Source organism: Paenibacillus tuaregi, assembly GCF_900086655.1.
Taxonomy (GTDB): Bacteria; Bacillota; Bacilli; order Paenibacillales; family Paenibacillaceae; genus Fontibacillus; species Fontibacillus tuaregi.
The window spans coordinates 2349387-2366551 of record NZ_LT575476.1; the positions used below are offsets into that span (position 1 = coordinate 2349387).

At 50.0% G+C, this 17165-nt stretch carries 14 protein-coding genes and 1 tRNA gene; 11 read left to right on the plus strand and 4 right to left on the minus strand.

Going from position 1 to position 17165, the window contains the following annotated elements; genetic code table 11:
• Positions 1–157: 157 nt before the first annotated feature.
• The 3 genes from BN6628_RS10890 (at position 158) to BN6628_RS26635 (ending at position 3395) form a co-directional block, all read left to right on the plus strand.
• Entirely contained in the window at positions 158–1651 is a 1494-nt protein-coding gene (locus BN6628_RS10890) for a sugar ABC transporter ATP-binding protein (RefSeq protein ID WP_392397660.1), read from the plus strand.
• Between the two features lie 25 nt (positions 1652–1676).
• Positions 1677–2684, plus strand: coding sequence for a galactose/methyl galactoside ABC transporter permease MglC (gene mglC, locus BN6628_RS10895; protein ID WP_068617273.1), 1008 nt, complete (start codon positions 1677–1679; stop codon positions 2682–2684).
• A 171-nt stretch (positions 2685–2855) separates the two neighbouring features.
• Entirely contained in the window at positions 2856–3395 is a 540-nt protein-coding gene (locus BN6628_RS26635) for a CAP domain-containing protein (RefSeq protein ID WP_082926874.1), read from the plus strand.
• Positions 3396–3660: 265 nt separating this feature from the next.
• On the opposite strand, the gene BN6628_RS10905 is transcribed toward BN6628_RS26635, so the two are convergent.
• A tRNA-Lys gene (locus BN6628_RS10905) sits at positions 3661–3733 on the minus strand.
• 141 nt (positions 3734–3874) lie between these two features.
• Here BN6628_RS10905 and BN6628_RS10910 point away from each other — a divergent pair.
• The 6 genes from BN6628_RS10910 (at position 3875) to BN6628_RS10935 (ending at position 12158) form a co-directional block, all read left to right on the plus strand.
• A complete protein-coding gene (locus BN6628_RS10910) occupies positions 3875–4687 on the plus strand; it encodes a GDSL-type esterase/lipase family protein (protein WP_068617275.1) in 813 nt (270 codons plus the stop codon).
• Positions 4688–4741: 54 nt separating this feature from the next.
• Complete coding sequence (locus BN6628_RS10915) at positions 4742–5716, plus strand: ABC transporter ATP-binding protein (RefSeq protein WP_068622196.1); 975 nt, start codon at positions 4742–4744, stop codon at positions 5714–5716.
• Entirely contained in the window at positions 5709–6698 is a 990-nt protein-coding gene (locus BN6628_RS10920) for an ABC transporter permease (RefSeq protein WP_068617277.1), read from the plus strand. Before BN6628_RS10915 ends, BN6628_RS10920 begins: the two co-directional genes overlap by 8 nt.
• Positions 6699–6866: 168 nt before the next feature.
• Positions 6867–8846, plus strand: coding sequence for a DNA topoisomerase IV subunit B (parE, locus tag BN6628_RS10925; protein WP_068617279.1), 1980 nt, complete (start codon positions 6867–6869; stop codon positions 8844–8846).
• An 11-nt stretch (positions 8847–8857) separates the two neighbouring features.
• Positions 8858–11293, plus strand: coding sequence for a DNA gyrase subunit A (gene gyrA / locus BN6628_RS10930; protein ID WP_068617282.1), 2436 nt, complete (start codon positions 8858–8860; stop codon positions 11291–11293).
• A gap of 427 nt (positions 11294–11720) precedes the next feature.
• Positions 11721–12158: a MarR family winged helix-turn-helix transcriptional regulator gene (locus BN6628_RS10935; protein ID WP_068617284.1), complete on the plus strand. Its 438-nt coding sequence runs from the start codon at positions 11721–11723 to the stop codon at positions 12156–12158.
• A 124-nt stretch (positions 12159–12282) separates the two neighbouring features.
• Here BN6628_RS10935 and BN6628_RS10940 read toward each other — a convergent pair whose 3' ends face one another.
• From BN6628_RS10940 to BN6628_RS10950, 3 genes are all read right to left on the minus strand, one after another.
• Positions 12283–13032, minus strand: coding sequence for an RluA family pseudouridine synthase (locus BN6628_RS10940; RefSeq protein WP_068617286.1), 750 nt, complete (start codon positions 13030–13032; stop codon positions 12283–12285).
• A gap of 6 nt (positions 13033–13038) precedes the next feature.
• The gene (locus BN6628_RS10945) at positions 13039–13902 is read right to left on the minus strand and encodes a class I SAM-dependent methyltransferase (RefSeq protein WP_068617290.1); all 864 of its coding nucleotides are present in this window, start codon (positions 13900–13902) and stop codon (positions 13039–13041) included.
• Between the two features lie 278 nt (positions 13903–14180).
• Positions 14181–15041 (minus strand): GNAT family N-acetyltransferase, encoded by an 861-nt coding sequence (locus BN6628_RS10950; RefSeq protein ID WP_068617292.1) that lies wholly within the window; start codon positions 15039–15041, stop codon positions 14181–14183.
• Between the two features lie 198 nt (positions 15042–15239).
• Here BN6628_RS10950 and BN6628_RS10955 point away from each other — a divergent pair, with 198 nt between their 5' ends.
• Positions 15240–16019, plus strand: coding sequence for an ABC transporter ATP-binding protein (locus BN6628_RS10955; RefSeq protein WP_068617295.1), 780 nt, complete (start codon positions 15240–15242; stop codon positions 16017–16019).
• A 193-nt stretch (positions 16020–16212) separates the two neighbouring features.
• Positions 16213–17049 carry a prohibitin family protein gene (locus tag BN6628_RS10960; RefSeq protein WP_068617300.1) on the plus strand — a complete coding sequence of 279 codons (837 nt, stop codon included), beginning with the start codon at positions 16213–16215 and terminating at the stop codon, positions 17047–17049.
• Positions 17050–17165: the final 116 nt, after the last annotated feature.

The window sequence follows — 17165 nt, forward strand, 5'->3', positions numbered from 1 at the left end:
AACCAGAAGCTTCTCGTTATAAATTGTAGGATCAGGGGGCTTTCTGCCAAGATGCAGGGAGCCTCCGGGATTTTACGAACTTATAGTCGTATACAAGTATACAAATAGGATAGGAAGCGGCAGTAAGGAGGCGAACATAGTGGCTGAACATGAATATATGCTCGAGATGAAATCTATCTCCAAGGAATTTCCCGGCGTCAAAGCGCTGGATCGGGTTACCCTGCAGGTTAGACCAGGTACCGTTCACGCGCTGATGGGCGAGAATGGAGCGGGCAAGTCGACGCTGATGAAATGTTTGTTCGGGATTTATAAACCCGATGACGGCGAAATTATCCTGAATGGCAGCAAGGCAGAAATCCATAATTCCAGCGATGCCTTGGCACATGGAATCTCAATGATCCACCAGGAGCTTCATCCGGTGCCTTTCCGAAATGTCATGGAGAACATATGGCTGGGCCGTTTTCCAGAGAGAGGGTTCGGACCTTTTAAGTTCGTGGATCATGGCAAAATGCACCGTGACACAGAGGAGCTGTTTAAGCAGCTGGATATTGACTTAAAGCCGGATGAGCTGGTCGGTAAGCTGTCGGTTTCGAAAGTACAGTCTATCGAAATTGCGAAAGCGGTTTCTTTTAACTCGCGAATTATCGTGATGGATGAGCCCACTTCCTCGCTCACAGGAGTTGAGGTGGAGCACTTGTTCCGGATTATCCGGGATCTTAAGTCCAAAGGGGTATCCATCATTTATATATCTCACAAAATGGAGGAAATTCTGCGGATCTCGGACGATGTGACCATCATGCGTGACGGTAAAAAGATCGGCACTTGGCCAGCTTCCGAAATGACCACCGACCTCATTATTTCTAAAATGGTGGGACGTGATCTGACACACCGTTTTCCTGAGCGGGACAATGTGCCTGGGGAAGTGATTTTGAAGGCTCATGAACTGACATCGCCTGTAGCTAAGTCATTCAAGAAGGTGAGCTTTGAGCTGAGGAAGGGCGAGATTCTTGGCATAGGCGGGTTGGTCGGAGCTCAGCGGACCGAGCTGATTGAAGCACTGTTCGGTTTGAGAGAGCTTGAATCAGGCAGCATTTCTATTCATGGAAAGCCGGTTAAGATCAGATCGCCGAAGGATGCGATGAAATACGGGTTGGCCCTGCTGACAGAGGAGCGTCGTACAACGGGAATCTTCCCGGTGCTGTCCGTTCATGAGAACGGAGCGATCGCCAACTTGGACCGGTATGTCACTCCATATATGCTGCTCAATGAGAAGAAGAAGCAAACGGAGACCAACAAAATGATTGAGAAGCTCCGTACGAAAACCCCGAACATGAAGGCGCTGATCATGAACTTGTCCGGTGGGAACCAGCAGAAGGTGCTGCTTGCCCGGTGGCTGCTCACCGAACCGGAAATTCTGCTGCTTGATGAGCCGACACGCGGGATCGATGTGGGAGCGAAGTTTGAGATCTATACGATCATTGCGGATCTTGCCCGGCAGGGGAAAAGCATCGTGATGATCTCATCCGAGATGCCCGAGCTGCTTGGCATGTCCGACCGGATCATGGTGATGTCCGAAGGCAGGATGACGGGGATTGTAGACGGGGAAACAGCCAGCGAGGAAGTCATTATGCGCTTGGCCGCCCAGCATTAGTAGGGAGAGGGAGGAAGCAACGGTTATGAATACAAGAAGAATACAAGACATGATAACTCAAAATGCCATTTATATCGTCCTCGTGGTATTGATTATAGGAATTGCTATTTATGATCCTTCATTTATCGGGATTAATGCCCTTCGGGATGTTCTCAACCAGTCCGCGACACGCACGATTATCGCTTTAGGTGTGGCCTTCATACTGATTACAGGAGGAACGGACCTTTCGGCTGGACGGATGGTCGGCTTAACGGCGGTCATCTCGGCGTCGATGCTCCAGATTCAGGACTACCCGAGAAGATTCTTCCCTGGTTTGGTTGAGCTGCCAGTGTTTGTTCCTATCCTGCTCGCGATTGCGGTCGGATTCCTGTTCGGAATGATTAACGGCTTGATCGTATCCAAATTCAAGGTCCCCCCATTCATTGCTACACTGGGCACCATGGTTATAATTTATGGCGTGAACTCCTTGTATTTCGACATGGACCCGAACCAGTCCCAGCCGATCGGCGGGTTGCGGGCTGACTTCACCCAATGGGGTTCGGGAAGCATCGGCTCCGGCCAGTACTCCATTCCTTACATCGTCATTATTGCCATCGTTGTCTCCGTTCTGGTATGGGTGATCTTTAATAAGACACGGCTTGGCAAAAACATGTACGCTATTGGCGGCAACGAGCAGGCCGCCAAAGTATCGGGGATCAACGTATCCCGCAACCTGATCTGGATCTATTCCATCGCGGGGGCGCTTTACGGTCTTGCTGGTGTGCTTGAAGCCGCCAGAACCGGCGGAGCCACCAATAACTACGGGAACATGTACGAACTGGACGCCATCGCAGCTTGTGTGGTCGGGGGCGTATCCACGACCGGGGGGATTGGTACCGTTCCGGGAGTACTGACCGGGGTATTGATTTTCACCGTAATCAACTATGGTCTGACCTTCATCGGGGTAAGCCCGAACTGGCAGCTCATTATTAAAGGGATTATTATCGTTGCCGCAGTTGCCTTTGATATGCGCAAATATGCAGCCAAAAAATAACGATAGACAGCATCAGCCACGATTCATTATGAATCGTGGTTTTTCTACATTTTGGTAATGCAAGGCTTTCCTATCCATGTTAAAATGTTACATAGGCACTTGCTGTCTCGGGTGAATTCTTGTTGGCCTGCTGTCAATCAGAAGCTCTGCAATGAAAGGGGGGAATTGATCATGAATAAGATTAACTTTCAAATGCTGACTTCACGCATGATCTGTATGTTATTGACCGCCCTAGCCGTTTGTTCTTTGTCCATCACTGCAGGATCGGGGGAAGCATCCGCAGCTGCAGCCAAACTGACGGGTAAGCAGGTTCAGCTTGCCGCCGTATATGCCAAGATTCAAGCGGATAATGCGGCGAAGGTGGTTGCCCTCGTTAACAAGGAACGGGCCCACGCCGGGTTGAAGCCGCTTGTTGTACACGACAAGCTGAGGGGAATGGCGAAGGATAAAGCTGTTGACTTGTATAAGCACAACTACTTCGACCATACTTCACCAACCTATGGCTCGCCTTTTGACATGATGGACGCTTACAACATCACCTTCCGCTATGCGGGAGAGAACATTGCCAAGGGGCAGCGTTCTGCGGAAGAAGTCGTTAAGGACTGGATGAACAGTCCAGGTCACCGCAAGAATATTCTTAATGCGCATTACACGATGATCGGGGTCGGTTATTATAACGGACTCTGGGTACAAGAATTTATCGGAAAATAATCAGGGCACCGCTCTCCACAAGGAGGGCGGTGTTTGACTTTTAGATCAGTCATAGGGAGGTATAGGCATGGTGTGTATTTACCAGGAGGTTCGGAGTATGCTCGCGAGCGGTAATAGACAGCAAGCGTCCATGTGTGCTGTCTTGATCTCTTGGTAATAACAACTCTGATTGGATGCGGATGTGACATCACAAACTTTAGACGTATATGGATATGACATAACAAAAAGAAGCAGCGGAGCCTGTCCGCTGCTTCTTCAGAAAGTATGGGTTATGCAGGGGTCGAACCTGCGACCTGCCGATTAAGAGTCGGCTGCTCTACCAGCTAAGCTAATAACCCGAATTAACTGACAAGGAACATTGTACTCCGTTCTAATAAATAATGCAAGCAATATTTTGATTTGATTTGCAAATTGTAAATAGAAGTTTTATGTTATTACATAAAAGCCGGGTTTGAGTACTTATGATCAGGAGGTTCAGTATGAAATCTTCATCCGCGTTATGGAGAACGATAGCTGGTCTGTCCACTGCAGCCACATTGCTTTTGCTCGTTGGATTCGTGTATGCGCTTAAGGATGTCATGGCTCCAGGCAGCGGAGCCTTGTGGAACCCAGTGCCCAGCGGTGATCTGTCCAAAGCAGCTCCAAAGACCAGCAGCAAGCAGATTAACGTTGCTACGCTTGGGGATTCTCTTGCGAAGGGCACAGGTGACGATACAGGTCAGGGCTTCGTGCGCAGAACGATAGCCGAGCTGCAGAAGAACCAGAAGCTGCCGGTTAATCTTGTTAACAATCTCGGTGTGAACGGAATGACAACAAAAGGGCTTCTGCCCACGTTGGACGAGCCTGGCGTTCAGTACGTGCTTCGGAATGCTAATGTGATCCTGCTGTCCATTGGGGGCAATGATCTGTTCCAAGGGGCACAGAATGTGTCCAGCGGCAAGCCGCTTCCGACTTATAAGGAACTATCCGCAGAGGTAGACAAGGCTTCAATCCGGTTAAAGCGCATTGTGGATGCGATCCACCAGATCAATCCAGCCGCACAGCTCGTATATGTGGGATTATACAATCCTTTTAACGATCTCCGGGAGATGAGGGTGCCTGGGAACCAAGCGGTAACCGAGTGGAACCTTAAAGCGTCTGAAATTGTTAATGCTTATGAGAATGCCAGGGTCGTCTCCACCTTTGACCTCTTTGTCGGCAATACCCAAAAATACTTGTCAGACGATCATTTCCATCCGAATGGTGACGGTTATCAGCATATCGCTGAGCGCATTGCTCAAGGAATAGAGTAATACCTGAAGAAGTGATACAAGAAGCCAGGTAAGGAGTGAGGAGAGTTGACCCTAATCAGTCAGGAAGACCGAAGTGAACGGGAGATTGTGCTTCATGTGGAGCACCTTAGGAAGAGAATCGGTAAAAAGTGGCTGATCGATGATGTTACCTTTGATATCCGGGCCGGGGAAATCTTCGGATTTCTTGGGCCTAACGGAGCAGGCAAAACAACGACCATCCGGATGCTGGTGGATCTGATCAAGCCAACCGAAGGGAAGGTAAGGATTTGCGGATATGATGTGAACCGGGACCCTGAGCGTGCGCTGGCCTACGTCGGCTCCATCGTAGAGAATCCAGAGGTTTACTCGTATTTGACGGGATATGAGAATCTTCAGCATTTTGCGAGAATGCACCCCGGAGTGGATGACCAGCGAATTCAAGAGGTGGTCGGAATTGTAAGGCTGGATCAGCGAATTCATGACAAGGTCAGAACCTATTCTCTGGGAATGAGACAGCGGCTGGGGATAGCCCAAGCCCTGCTGGGCAGGCCGAAGCTGCTGATCCTGGATGAGCCGACTAACGGACTTGATCCTAAGGGAATCAAGGAGCTGAGGGCTTTTGTCAGGGGGCTTGCGGAGGAGGGGATGGCGGTTTTTGTATCCAGCCATCTTCTCAGCGAGATTCAGCTGTTATGTGATCGTGTTGCTATAATTAGCCGGGGCCGCGTGCTTGCGGTAGGCGGTGTGCAGGAGCTGGTCTCCAACAATGCGAATTATGTGATCTGGCAACTGTCTCCAAGGCCGCTTGGAGTACAGCTTCTGCTGCAGGAGGGAGTTAAGCTGGTGGACGACCCTCACGCTGTGCTGGATGATACCATTGCTGCCGGTTTGACAGAGGACTCGGTGGTCACCCAGGTCAGCAGCGAACGGATTTCCACCATCATACCGAGGCTTGTGAGCGCCGGCGTGGAGGTAAAAGATGTTCACAAGATTAATCCAACCCTGGAGCAGCTGTTCCTGGAGATGACGGAGGGTGAATCGATTGAGTAGCATTCTGCCATTGATCAAGAATGAAACCATCAAAATGATGAAAAAGAAACGGTTCTATGTGGTTCTTCTCGTTCTGGTGGTTCTGGTGCCGATCTTTGTGTATGCCCAAATGAAAATTGCTCAAAACAACCGGGAGAAGTTCAATTCCGACTGGCGGCTGGCTGTAAGACAGGCGATCACGGATAATCAGAATTCCCTGCAGAGTGCAAGGGTGCCTGAGGAATGGAAGAAATACCGGATCATTTATATCCAGCAGATGAAATACTATCTGGAGCATGATGTGAATCCACAGGAACCCGGTGGAGTGGGCTTTACCCGCGAATTTATGGATAATGCGGCCACTCTTTTCATTCCTCTGCTGATCATGGCTGTGGCCTCCGATATCGTATCGTCGGAGCGCTCGACCGGTACGATCAAAATGCTGCTGACCAGGCCCGTGCGCAGATGGAAGGTGCTGCTCAGCAAGCTGATCACTCTGCTGATGTTTGTGTCCTTGATTGTGGTGGCGGCTTTCATTGTCAGTTATTTAATATCCGGGCTTGTGTTCGGTTATAAGGGCTTTAATATTCCGGTGTTTACCGGCTTTCAGCTGCACGGTTCAGACGTGGATTTATCTGGCGTACATGCGGTTCCGCAGTGGGTTTACATTCTGATGCAGTGCGGGTTGATCTGGTTCGTCAGCATTGTTGTGGCTATGCTGGCTTTTATGGTCTCTGTGCTTGTGAGGAGTACAGCGGCAAGTATTGTGATCATGATGGCCGCTCTTATTGCCGGAACGATTCTGACAAATATGGCTTCGGCCTGGACCAGTGCAAAGTATCTATTTATGGTGAACTTGGATTTAACCAATTATTTGGCTGGCACCCCCGCGCCGATTGAAGGCATGACCTTAGGGTTTTCTTTGACGGTTCTTGCCGTCTGGGCGATAGCTTCACTGATCATTTCATTCACTGTCTTTACGAAACAGGATATATTGAATTAAAATGGACAAGGATAACAAAACATCTGTTTGCATTTTGAAGGTTTTTGTTAATACAGTGTGAACCAAGAAGACAAACATGCGATTTGCCGAAGCAAGGAACAGGTAATTCAGGTTTCATTCTACAGGTCCTCTGTATACATAAAGTGAAACAATAAAGGAGGAGCATGAATGGTCGATCAAATCGATTTGTTTGCTGATGAGCCAGCGGGAAGCAGTGGTTCGGCCGGTTATGGGGCAGACGACATTCAAGTGCTCGAAGGGCTAGTCGCGGTACGCAAGCGGCCAGGTATGTATATTGGGAGTACAAGCTCGTCGGGCCTTCACCATCTGGTATGGGAAATCGTAGATAACGCGGTGGACGAGCATCTGGCCAAGTTTTGTACGCGTATAGACATTACTATGCACAAGGACGGTTCCATTACCGTATTTGATAACGGCCGGGGGATTCCTACAGGCATGCACAAGATGGGAATTCCGACGCCTCAGGTAGTCTTTACAATTCTTCACGCCGGGGGCAAGTTCGGCGGCGGGGGATACAAGAAGTCCGGCGGATTGCACGGCGTGGGTGCTTCGGTAACAAACGCCTTGTCCGAGTGGCTGGAAGTAGAGATCTTCCGTGAGGGTAAGATTCACAAGCAGCGCTTTGAGTATTGGGTGGACAAACAGGGGAACGAACATGTGGGTGAACCTGTTACAGGACTCGAGATTATTGGAAATACAAACCGTACGGGCAGCAAAATTACATTCAAGCCGGATATCCGTGTGTTTCAAGGCGGAATTGGTCTGAATTATGATACACTCGCGGAACGTTTACAGGAGATTGCATTTCTGAACTCGGGCCTGAAAGTGGTTCTGAAGGATGAGCGGTCTGATCGTTCCGACGAGTTTTTTTATGAAGGCGGAGCCCGGCAGTTTGTGCAATTTCTCAATGAAGGCAAGGATGTTCTGCATGACGTGATCCATTTTCTTGGAGAGAGGGAAGATGTCGAAGTGGAAGTAGCCCTGCAGTATAACGCGGGTTACACCGAGACGCTGGCCTCGTTCGTCAACTCGATTCCTACCCGGGGCGGAGGAACGCATGAGACAGGATTCAAGACCGCTTATACGCGGGTGATGAATGATTATGCCCGCAAGAGCGGTTTGCTCAAGGAGAAGGACAAGAACCTGGAAGGTAATGATCTTCGTGAAGGCATGATGGCTGTCATCAGTGTAAAAATGTCGGAGGTCGAGTTCGTTGGACAGACGAAGGACCAGCTGGGCAGCGCCTCTGCACGGAGCACGGTTGACGCCATTGTCTCTGACCGGATGCAGGTCTACCTGGAGGAGAACCCGCAGGTGGCACAGGTACTGATCAAGAAGGCGATCCAGGCTTCCCGGGCACGTGAAGCAGCCCGCAAGGCGCGTGATGAGATGCGCACCGGGAAGAAGAGAAGCGAGAGCTCCAACCTTGGGGGCAAGCTGACGCCAGCCCAGTCGAAGGATGTCACGCGGACCGAGCTCTTCATCGTTGAGGGGGATTCCGCAGGCGGATCGGCCAAGCAGGGCCGGGACTCCAAGACACAGGCGATTCTGCCGCTGAAGGGCAAGCCGATGAACCCGGAGAAGGCCAAGCTTGCCGATATTCTGAAGAATGATGAATACCGGTACATTATTTCAGCGATTGGCGCCGGGATTGGCCCGGAATTCGCGCTGGAGGACAGCAATTATTCCAAAATCATAATTATGACGGATGCCGACACGGACGGTGCGCATATTCAGGTATTGCTGTTGACTTTCTTTTACCGTTATATGAAGCCGCTGATCGATGCGGGCCGGGTGTATATTGCCCAGCCTCCGCTGTATAAGATTACGCGCAGATCCGGTAAGCTGGAAACAGCCAGATATGCCTGGACGGATGAGCAGCTGCAGAACTATCTCAAGGAATTCGGGAAGAACTTTGAGCTCCAGCGTTATAAAGGGCTTGGCGAGATGAATCCCGAACAGCTGTGGGAGACCACGATGAATCCGGAGACGCGCAATTTGCTGCAGGTCCAGATTGAAGACACCGCGAAGGCAGAGCGCCGGGTCTCCACATTGATGGGTGACAAAGTCGAGCCGCGCAAGCGCTGGATCGTTGAGAACGTGGATTTCACAGAGTTTGAGGAATAGAAGGTGAATGAATGAGCTCGTTAGAAAACTTTTTGCCCGCTTTTTTGGAAGAGGTTGTTGGGGACCGCTTCGGGCGGTACTCCAAATACATCATACAAGACCGGGCTATCCCGGATGTAAGAGATGGACTCAAGCCGGTTCAGCGCCGTATTCTGTACGCTATGTACGATTCCGGCAATACGCCGGACAAGCCGTACCGCAAGTCAGCCAAGACCGTCGGGGATGTCATGGGTAACTATCATCCCCACGGGGATGCTTCAATTTATGAGGGAATGGTCCGGATGGCGCAGCCCTGGAAAATGGGGCATGTGCTGGTGGATGGACACGGAAACTGGGGTTCACAGGATGATGACCCGGCTGCGGCTATGCGTTACACGGAGGCAAGACTGTCTCCGATTGCGATGGAGCTGCTTCGGGATATCGACAAACGGACAGTTCTATTCAAGGATAACTTTGATAACACGACCAAGGAGCCGGTGGTACTGCCCTCCAGATACCCGAACCTGCTCGTCAATGGTGTGAGCGGGATCTCATCCGGCTTTGCAACCGAAATTCCTACGCATAACCTGCGTGAAGTCATCGACGCGTGCATTGCGGTCATGGAGAAGCCAGAGATCGAGCTTGCGGACATCATGAATTATGTTAAGGGTCCTGACTTCCCAACCGGTGGTATTATCATGGGGGAAGATGGGATCAAGGATGCTTATGAGACTGGCAAAGGCCGGATTTATCTCCGCGGCAAGACCGAGATCGAATCGCTCCGCGGCGGCAAACAACAGATTGTCATTACCGAAATTCCATATCAGATCGTCAAATCCCGCCTGGTTACCTCCATGGAGAACATCCGGCTGGAGAAGAAGGTTGAAGGGATTGCGGAGGTTCGGGACGAAAGCGGAAGAGCCGGGCTGCGGATCGTGGTTGAGCTTAAGAAAGACGCCGATGCTCAGGGCATTCTGGCTTATCTCTATAAGAAAACCGATCTGCAGGTTACTTATAACTTCAACATGGTTGCGATCGTCAACAAGACACCAAAACAGCTGGGCCTAAAGGCTATGCTTGAAGCTTATATCGCGCATCAGCGTGAAGTGGTGACGTTCCGGACCAAGTATGAGCTGGAGAAGGCTGAGGACCGTGCCCATGTGCTGGAAGGCCTTGTAAAAGCTTTAAACATCCTGGACGAGGTGATTGCAGCCATTAAGGCATCCAAGAACCGCCAGGACGCCCAGAACAATCTGGAGTGGATGTTTGGGTTCACCGAGCGTCAGGCAGACGCGATTCTGACACTCCAGCTGTACCGCTTGACGAATCTGGAGATCACTTCGCTGCAGAAGGATCTGGATGATCTTCAGAAGAAGATCAATTCCCTGCGCGCCATTCTGGAAAGTAACAAGAAGCTGAACAATGTGATCAAGAAAGAGCTTCTTGAAATCCGGGAGAAATACGGCATCGACCGCCGTTCTGAGATCCAGGGAGAAGTCGAAGAGCTTAAAGTTAACCTGGAAGTGCTGGTTACTCAGGAGGATGTTCTGGTTACTCTCTCGGGTGAGGGGTATATCAAGCGCACAAGCATGCTGAGCTTCACCCGTTCCGGGGGCGAGCGGGAGGGCTCCGGGGTGAAAGAAGGAGATTACATCAAACATATCTTTGATGTGAATACCCTGGAGAACCTGCTGATCTTCACCCAGCGGGGACAATACTTCCTGCTGCCGGTGCACCAAATTCCGGAATTCAAATGGAAAGACAACGGAACGGCCATTGTCAACGTGATTCCTCTCACGAAGGAAGATCGGATTGTTAGTGTTATTCCGGTTAAGAATTTCGAGGATGAAGCAAGTCTTGTCTTCGTCACGAAGCGGGGACAGGTGAAACGGACCGAGCTTAAGGAATACCAGTCCAAGCGGTCTGGAGCCATTGCCGCGGCTAAAGTATCCCCTGAGGATGCCGTTATCTCGGTGACCCTTAGTCGGAATAATCAGGATATCTTCCTGATCAGCAAGAGCGGTATGGCTATCCGGTTCAATGAGCAGGAGGTCAGCTCCATGGGCCGGGTATCCGGTGGAGTACGAGGAATTCAGCTCAAGGATGCGGATGAGGTAGCCGCTGCCCTATGGGTGGAAGGGGATGAGGGAGAAATCCTTGTCATCTCTGATCTCGGTTATGCCAAGCGGTCTCTGCTGCTTGATTATCCAACCCAAAGCCGGGGCGGCAAGGGTATTCAGTCATTTGAGTTTAAAGAAGGCAAGCGGGTGAAGCCGAATGGCAGTCGCATTGCCGGGGCCTTCTTCTGTAAGGAACCGCTGCAGATTACTGCGGTGCTGAGGGAAGGCAGAATGTTCAGCTTCAGCTCGGAACAAGCGCCGATAATGGACCGCAAAGCAATTGGCAAAGCGATGAGCCAGCTGGATAAGGGCGAAGAGATTCTGGACTTGCTTTTAAATAAACCGTGAATGACTTGATAAAGCAAGAGAAGTTTAAAGTTAAAAAGGGTTTGTAATGATGTTAACTATATAAAATGAACTTTAGAATTAACCGATCTCAGCGAAGAGGACAAGTGATTCTGAAGAAGCGGAGTGTCCGCCTTTGTCTCTGAAATGCTCAGGGGATATTTATTTCAAGGATTTCGGAGACAACCGTATCGTAAGAACATTTGGCATCGCAGCGCCTGAAAAGGGTAATCTTCATAAGTTCATTTTATATAGATGGGGGCATTTCCAAATTACTTGGGGATGCCTTTTTTCTGTTGTCTAAGTTGAACGAATGATTAACATGTAAAAGAAATTGGTTAGACTTGGGAGGAAAATCGCTGCGGATGGCGAAAGTTTATCTGATGAAGTATAACAAGAGCGACCGTTACCAATATTACGGGGGGATTTAATGTATACACAGGATTTCGCCCGGCTGTGGGCCAAGTTAAGCAAGAACTATCAGACTCATATGGAGTCCGAGCTGTCGCCTTCTCTTACTGAATCACAGCTTTCGGTACTGGAACTGCTTGAAGAGCAGAGGAAGATGAAGCCTTCCGACTTGATTCCTTATCTTGCCACAACACCTGCAGCTGTGACCATGCTGCTTGACCGGATGGAGAAGGCCGGGTTGATTACCAGGGAGAGAGACTTGGAAGACCGGCGGATCGTCTGGATTTCCATTACCGAGAAAGGGCGGGAAGAGACAAGACGTGGTGTTCAGATACGGAATGATTTCCTGACCTCGGTGCTTGACCAGATTTCATCCCACAATCAGCAGCTGCTGATCTTCCTGCTTGGCAAAATTACTTCCTCCAGCGATACGGTACTGGGTAAAGAAAGAGCTTAAGTCCAAGGACCTAAGCTCTATTTTTAATGGTGTTAAAATGAGGGATTCTCCCGATTAGCTCCGGTGTAACAACCGCTAAAAAGCTCTGTTCAGTTTTAATAGGTCCGTCCGCCCCTCCACAGGGTTAGAATGACCGCATAGCTTGTTCATACAGAGTCCGCGGCCAGCTGCTCCACGGATGCTCCTGCGGTGGTAAGGATAAAAGGGAGACGTGCTCCTTCGTTACCGGATGCGGGAACCCGACATGGGCTGACCAAAGGGCAATCTGTTGGCCAGGCTTATTCAGCTTGGCCCCATATTTCTGATCCCCATACAGCGGGCATCCCAGGTGGCTTAGCTGTACACGGATCTGGTGGGACCTTCCAGTTAAAAGCTCAACCTGGATCAGACTTAGTCCGTTCACGGGTGCACCCAGCACTCTGTAATCCAGAATAGCTTGTTTACCACCTGGTGTACCGCGAGGCACAACCTTCACCGTGTTCGTGCGTTCGTCTTTAAGAAGAAGATCCTCCAGACGGCCGGTGGAACGGGTGGGCACTCCGTGGGCGACCGCCAGATAGACCTTGGAGAAGGACCGGCTGCGGACAGCCTCGGACAGCCGTGATGCGGCCTTGGAAGTTTTGGCGAAGATCATGGCTCCGCCAACCGGGCGGTCAAGCCGGTGAACCAGCCCGAGGTAGACATTGCCCGGCTTCTGGTAACGCTCCTTCAAATCGGCTTTAAGCACTGTAAGAAGATCCGGGTCGCCGGAAGCATCCTCCTGTGACAGCATATTCACCGGCTTCACGATGCCGAGCAGGTGGTTATCCTCGTACAGGATGGGAATGCCTGAGTTTCCCCGCTGATCCGAGGACAGGTCCTCTTGAAATGGCATGGGGAACTACTCCTCCCATCGTCCAAGAATGCCGCACGGCAGGTGCAGCCCGGAACGGGTGATCGGCAGTCCCAGTTCTCCAGAAGAGATGCGTCCACCGAATCTTGTCTTCATGGTCATGGACAGCATATTGTTAAGCACCGTTGGAGATATCCCTGTTGTATAAGAGTTGATAAGCAGAAACAGCGGCTTGTCCGACAAAATAGACATACAGGATTCCAGGAACGGATACAGGCTTGTTTCCAGCTTCCACATTTCCCCGCCAGGCCCTCTTCCGTAAGATGGAGGGTCCATGATAATTGCGTCATATTTATTGCCGCGGCGCTGTTCACGCTGTACGAATTTAAACACATCATCGGTGATGAATCTGACCGGACGGTCTCCCAGACCTGACAGCTGAAGGTTCTCCTTCGCCCATTGAACCATACCCTTTGCCGCGTCCACATGAACAACGGAAGCTCCAGCGGATGCTGCAGCGACGCTGGCTCCACCGGTGTAGGCGAACAGGTTCAACACGCTGATGGGACGGCCCGCTCCCGCAATTTTGTCCATCATCCATCTCCAGTTCGCTGCTTGCTCAGGGAAGAGACCGGTATGCTTGAAATTGGTCGGTTTGATATGAAATTTCAATTTATCATAGGAAATTGTCCAGCGCTCAGGTAAGGGTTTCTTCATCTCCCATTCGCCGCCGCCGGAGGAACTACGGTGGTAGTGTCCGTGAACATCTCTCCACTGGTTGTCTTCCTTCTGGATCGGCCAGATAATCTGTGGGTCCGGACGGCGAAGAATAATGTCGCCCCAGCGCTCCAGCTTCTCACCATTGCCGGTGTCCATGACTTCGTAGTCTTGCCAGTCTTTTGCAATATACATATAACATGCTCCATCCTTCAGCTAAAATTCATTTAGACTTTATTGTACCTCATTTCATTCATTCGATGCCAGAACTTGACGAATTCCATTCTATTTAAAATAAACTTATGAAAGTTACGCTATTCGAGTGCTGCGATGCCGAGTGTTCTTTAAGGCCGCTGTTGTGTCCGAAATACTTGAACTAGATCTCCAAGTAGGGGCATTTCGGAGACAAAGGCGGACGCTCCGCTTCTTCAGAACCACTCGGGATCGAAGCTGAGATCAGTAAACTCTAAAGTTCATTTTATATGATTTGCCGGAGGGTACAGGTAATAGTCTTGTACTCCGGTTGGGATGAACCCGACCGATTCATACAGCTTCATAGCTCTCGGATTGTTCAGAGCGACTTCTAGCCGCAGATCCCGGCCCGCTGCCGTCTCCTGGGCTATCAGCCTGGTCAGTATATATCGGCCAATGCCCTGGCCGCGAAATTTAGGATAGATAGCGAAGCCATAGATCCAGCTCACCGTATCCTCAAAGACCAGTCTAACTTTGCCTGCTGTCGATCCGCCGGACTCAATAATATAGGTAACCGAGTCTGGCTCGTTTATGGTCGCTTCATAATACTGCTCGGCGGCGAACTCGGAATAATCGAAGCACTTGACATCCAGAGCAGTCAGATCTGCTCGATCTTCTGGACTGGCTTGGCGCAGAATGGCTGGTTCATTCTCAGGATGAGCAGCTTTCTGAGCTTCCGTGTTTTGCCTGTAGTAGGTCATCTGATATTCCGAGAAGGAATACTCGACCTGGAGGGAACTGAGAAATCCTTTGGCTGAGGCGGAATTGGCCGGCGCATTTAGTAAAATTTCATGGTACTGCATTCGCTTTGCTTGTGGCAGCGCCTGCCCCAGAAGGGAGGTGAAGATGCCCTGCCGTCGATATTCGGGATGCACCATGCCGCAGACCTCCATTTTTTTGCCAAAATGGTACAGGCCTAGGAACCCAACGATTCTCTCATCCCGGATGGCGATATAATCGTCTTGTTGGTCGGGTTTACGGGTCCGGAGCATATCCCAGTTTAGCTTCAACTGAATGTTCTCCAGCTTGTTGCAGATCCGCTCTAATTGCTCGATCTCCATCCATTGCTGTTTAGTAATCACGATAGTACCTCCTGGATTGAATCTTAACTTATGCAGGTTGATCCTATTATTTTAACTGATCAGAGTAGATGGGTGTAGCCATTTCATGGAAAAGGAGATTCTGAGTGTATTGACAAGTTCTGGCCAGCGGTTTAGGGTGTACTATAACGAAAATTACAGACAGAACAGATCAAAGATAAGGGCGGGGAGGATGATTTGATGCAGTCGATCATTGAAATGAAACATGTCTCTTGGAGAAGAGAAGGCAAGGTTCTGCTAAACGATATTAACTGGAATGTAGCCCAAGGGGAGAACTGGGCGCTGCTTGGCCTTAACGGTTCGGGCAAAACAACGATTCTGAACATGCTGAACGGTTATTTATGGCCTACCAGCGGGGAAATCTGTGTGCTTGGTCACAAATTTGGCGAGGTGGATGTCAGGGAGCTGCGCCGCTCGATCGGATGGGTGAGCTCATCGCTTCAGGAGAAGCTCTACGGGAATGAGAAAGCCGAGGATTTGGTGGTGAGCGGTAAATTTGCATCCATCGGATTATATGAGAAACCGACACCCGAGGATTATGATCGCGCTGAACAGCTGATGCATCAGCTCCGCTGTCCACACCTGCTGGGTCGTTCTTATCAGACCTGCTCACAAGGGGAGAAGCAGAAGCTGCTGATTGCTCGGGCGCTGATGGGATCACCCAAACTGCTGATCCTGGATGAGGCTGCGAACGGGCTGGACTTTATCTCTAAGGAAGGCCTGCTGTCCAGCATTGAAGAGCTGTCCATGCAGCCGGACGCGCCTCACCTGCTTTATGTAACACATCATACGGAGGAGATTCTGCCGATCTTTAGCAAGACCCTGCTGATACGCAGAGGCGAAGTGTTCGCCGCCGGGAATACGAAGGAAGTGCTTGAGAATGAGAATTTGACTTCATTCTTCGAGATGCCTGTGGAAGTTACCTGGAGACATGACCGCGCGTGGTTAGCCAAAATATAATAGCTATAGCTTGGAAAGGCTCCTGCCAAAGGAGCCTTTTTTTGTGCATGCAGATAGGTTCTATAGGGGCTTTTTCAGCAATTAGAAGACGTATTGCAAAACCAACTTTTGCCACCATTCGACCTGGTCTCGCGTATTAAGATTCAAGACGCTTAATTTAGGCGTGGGGATATTCATTTGGGAGGGATGTTGTGTGAAAACAGAACCAGCACCGAAGAAAAGAATAGGGAACTTGCGGGTGGGTGCCGCAACGATTGTAATTGCTATTGCCGCCGTGATTGTGGGATTGAATTCTTATGCAACCGTGACTTATGGGCATGTCGGATTGTACAAGACGTTTGGGAAGCTTAACGATAATGTGCTGTCCCCGGGGATTCATTTGAAGATTCCTTTTGTACAGAGCATTATTGAGGTTAATGTTCAGGTCAGCAAAGCCGAAACGGATACGACTGCATCTTCCAAAGACCTTCAGCCCGTATCTACACATGTGGCGGTGAACTATTCCGTGAATAAGGATTCGGTTTATAACCTGATGAATAACATCGGCGGGAATTTCGACCAGGTGATCATCAATCCGGCGATCCAGGAAATTGTGAAGGAGGTTACGGCCAGATATCCGGCGGAAGATTTAATCGCCAAGCGTGATGTGGTCGCCGGTGAAATTAGTGAGCATTTAACGAAACGGATGGGGAAATACGATCTGGTTGTAAATGAGATTAACATTGTAAATTTCAAATTCTCGGAAGCCTTCAACCAGTCGATCGAAGCCAAGCAGGTGGCTCAGCAGCAGGCGCTCAAAGCAGAGAATGACCTCAAACGGGTGGAGATTGAAGCCAAGCAAAAGATTGCCCAGGCCCAGGCGGAGGCTCAATCACTTAAACTGAAGAAGCAGGAGGTTACTCCTGAACTGGTTCAGCTGAAGCAGATTGAGGTTCAAGAGAAAGCTATTGAGAAATGGAATGGACAGATGCCACAGGTGACAGGTGGAGCAACACCATTCATTGATATTAACTCTTTAAATAAAAAGTAATAGGACTATTAACCCAAGGACCCTTTTGTTAATTCGAGAAAGGGTCTTTTTTACTAGACAATAGTTAATATAATGAGATATTTTATATAGAGAGGAGACAAATAACATCTTGGGGG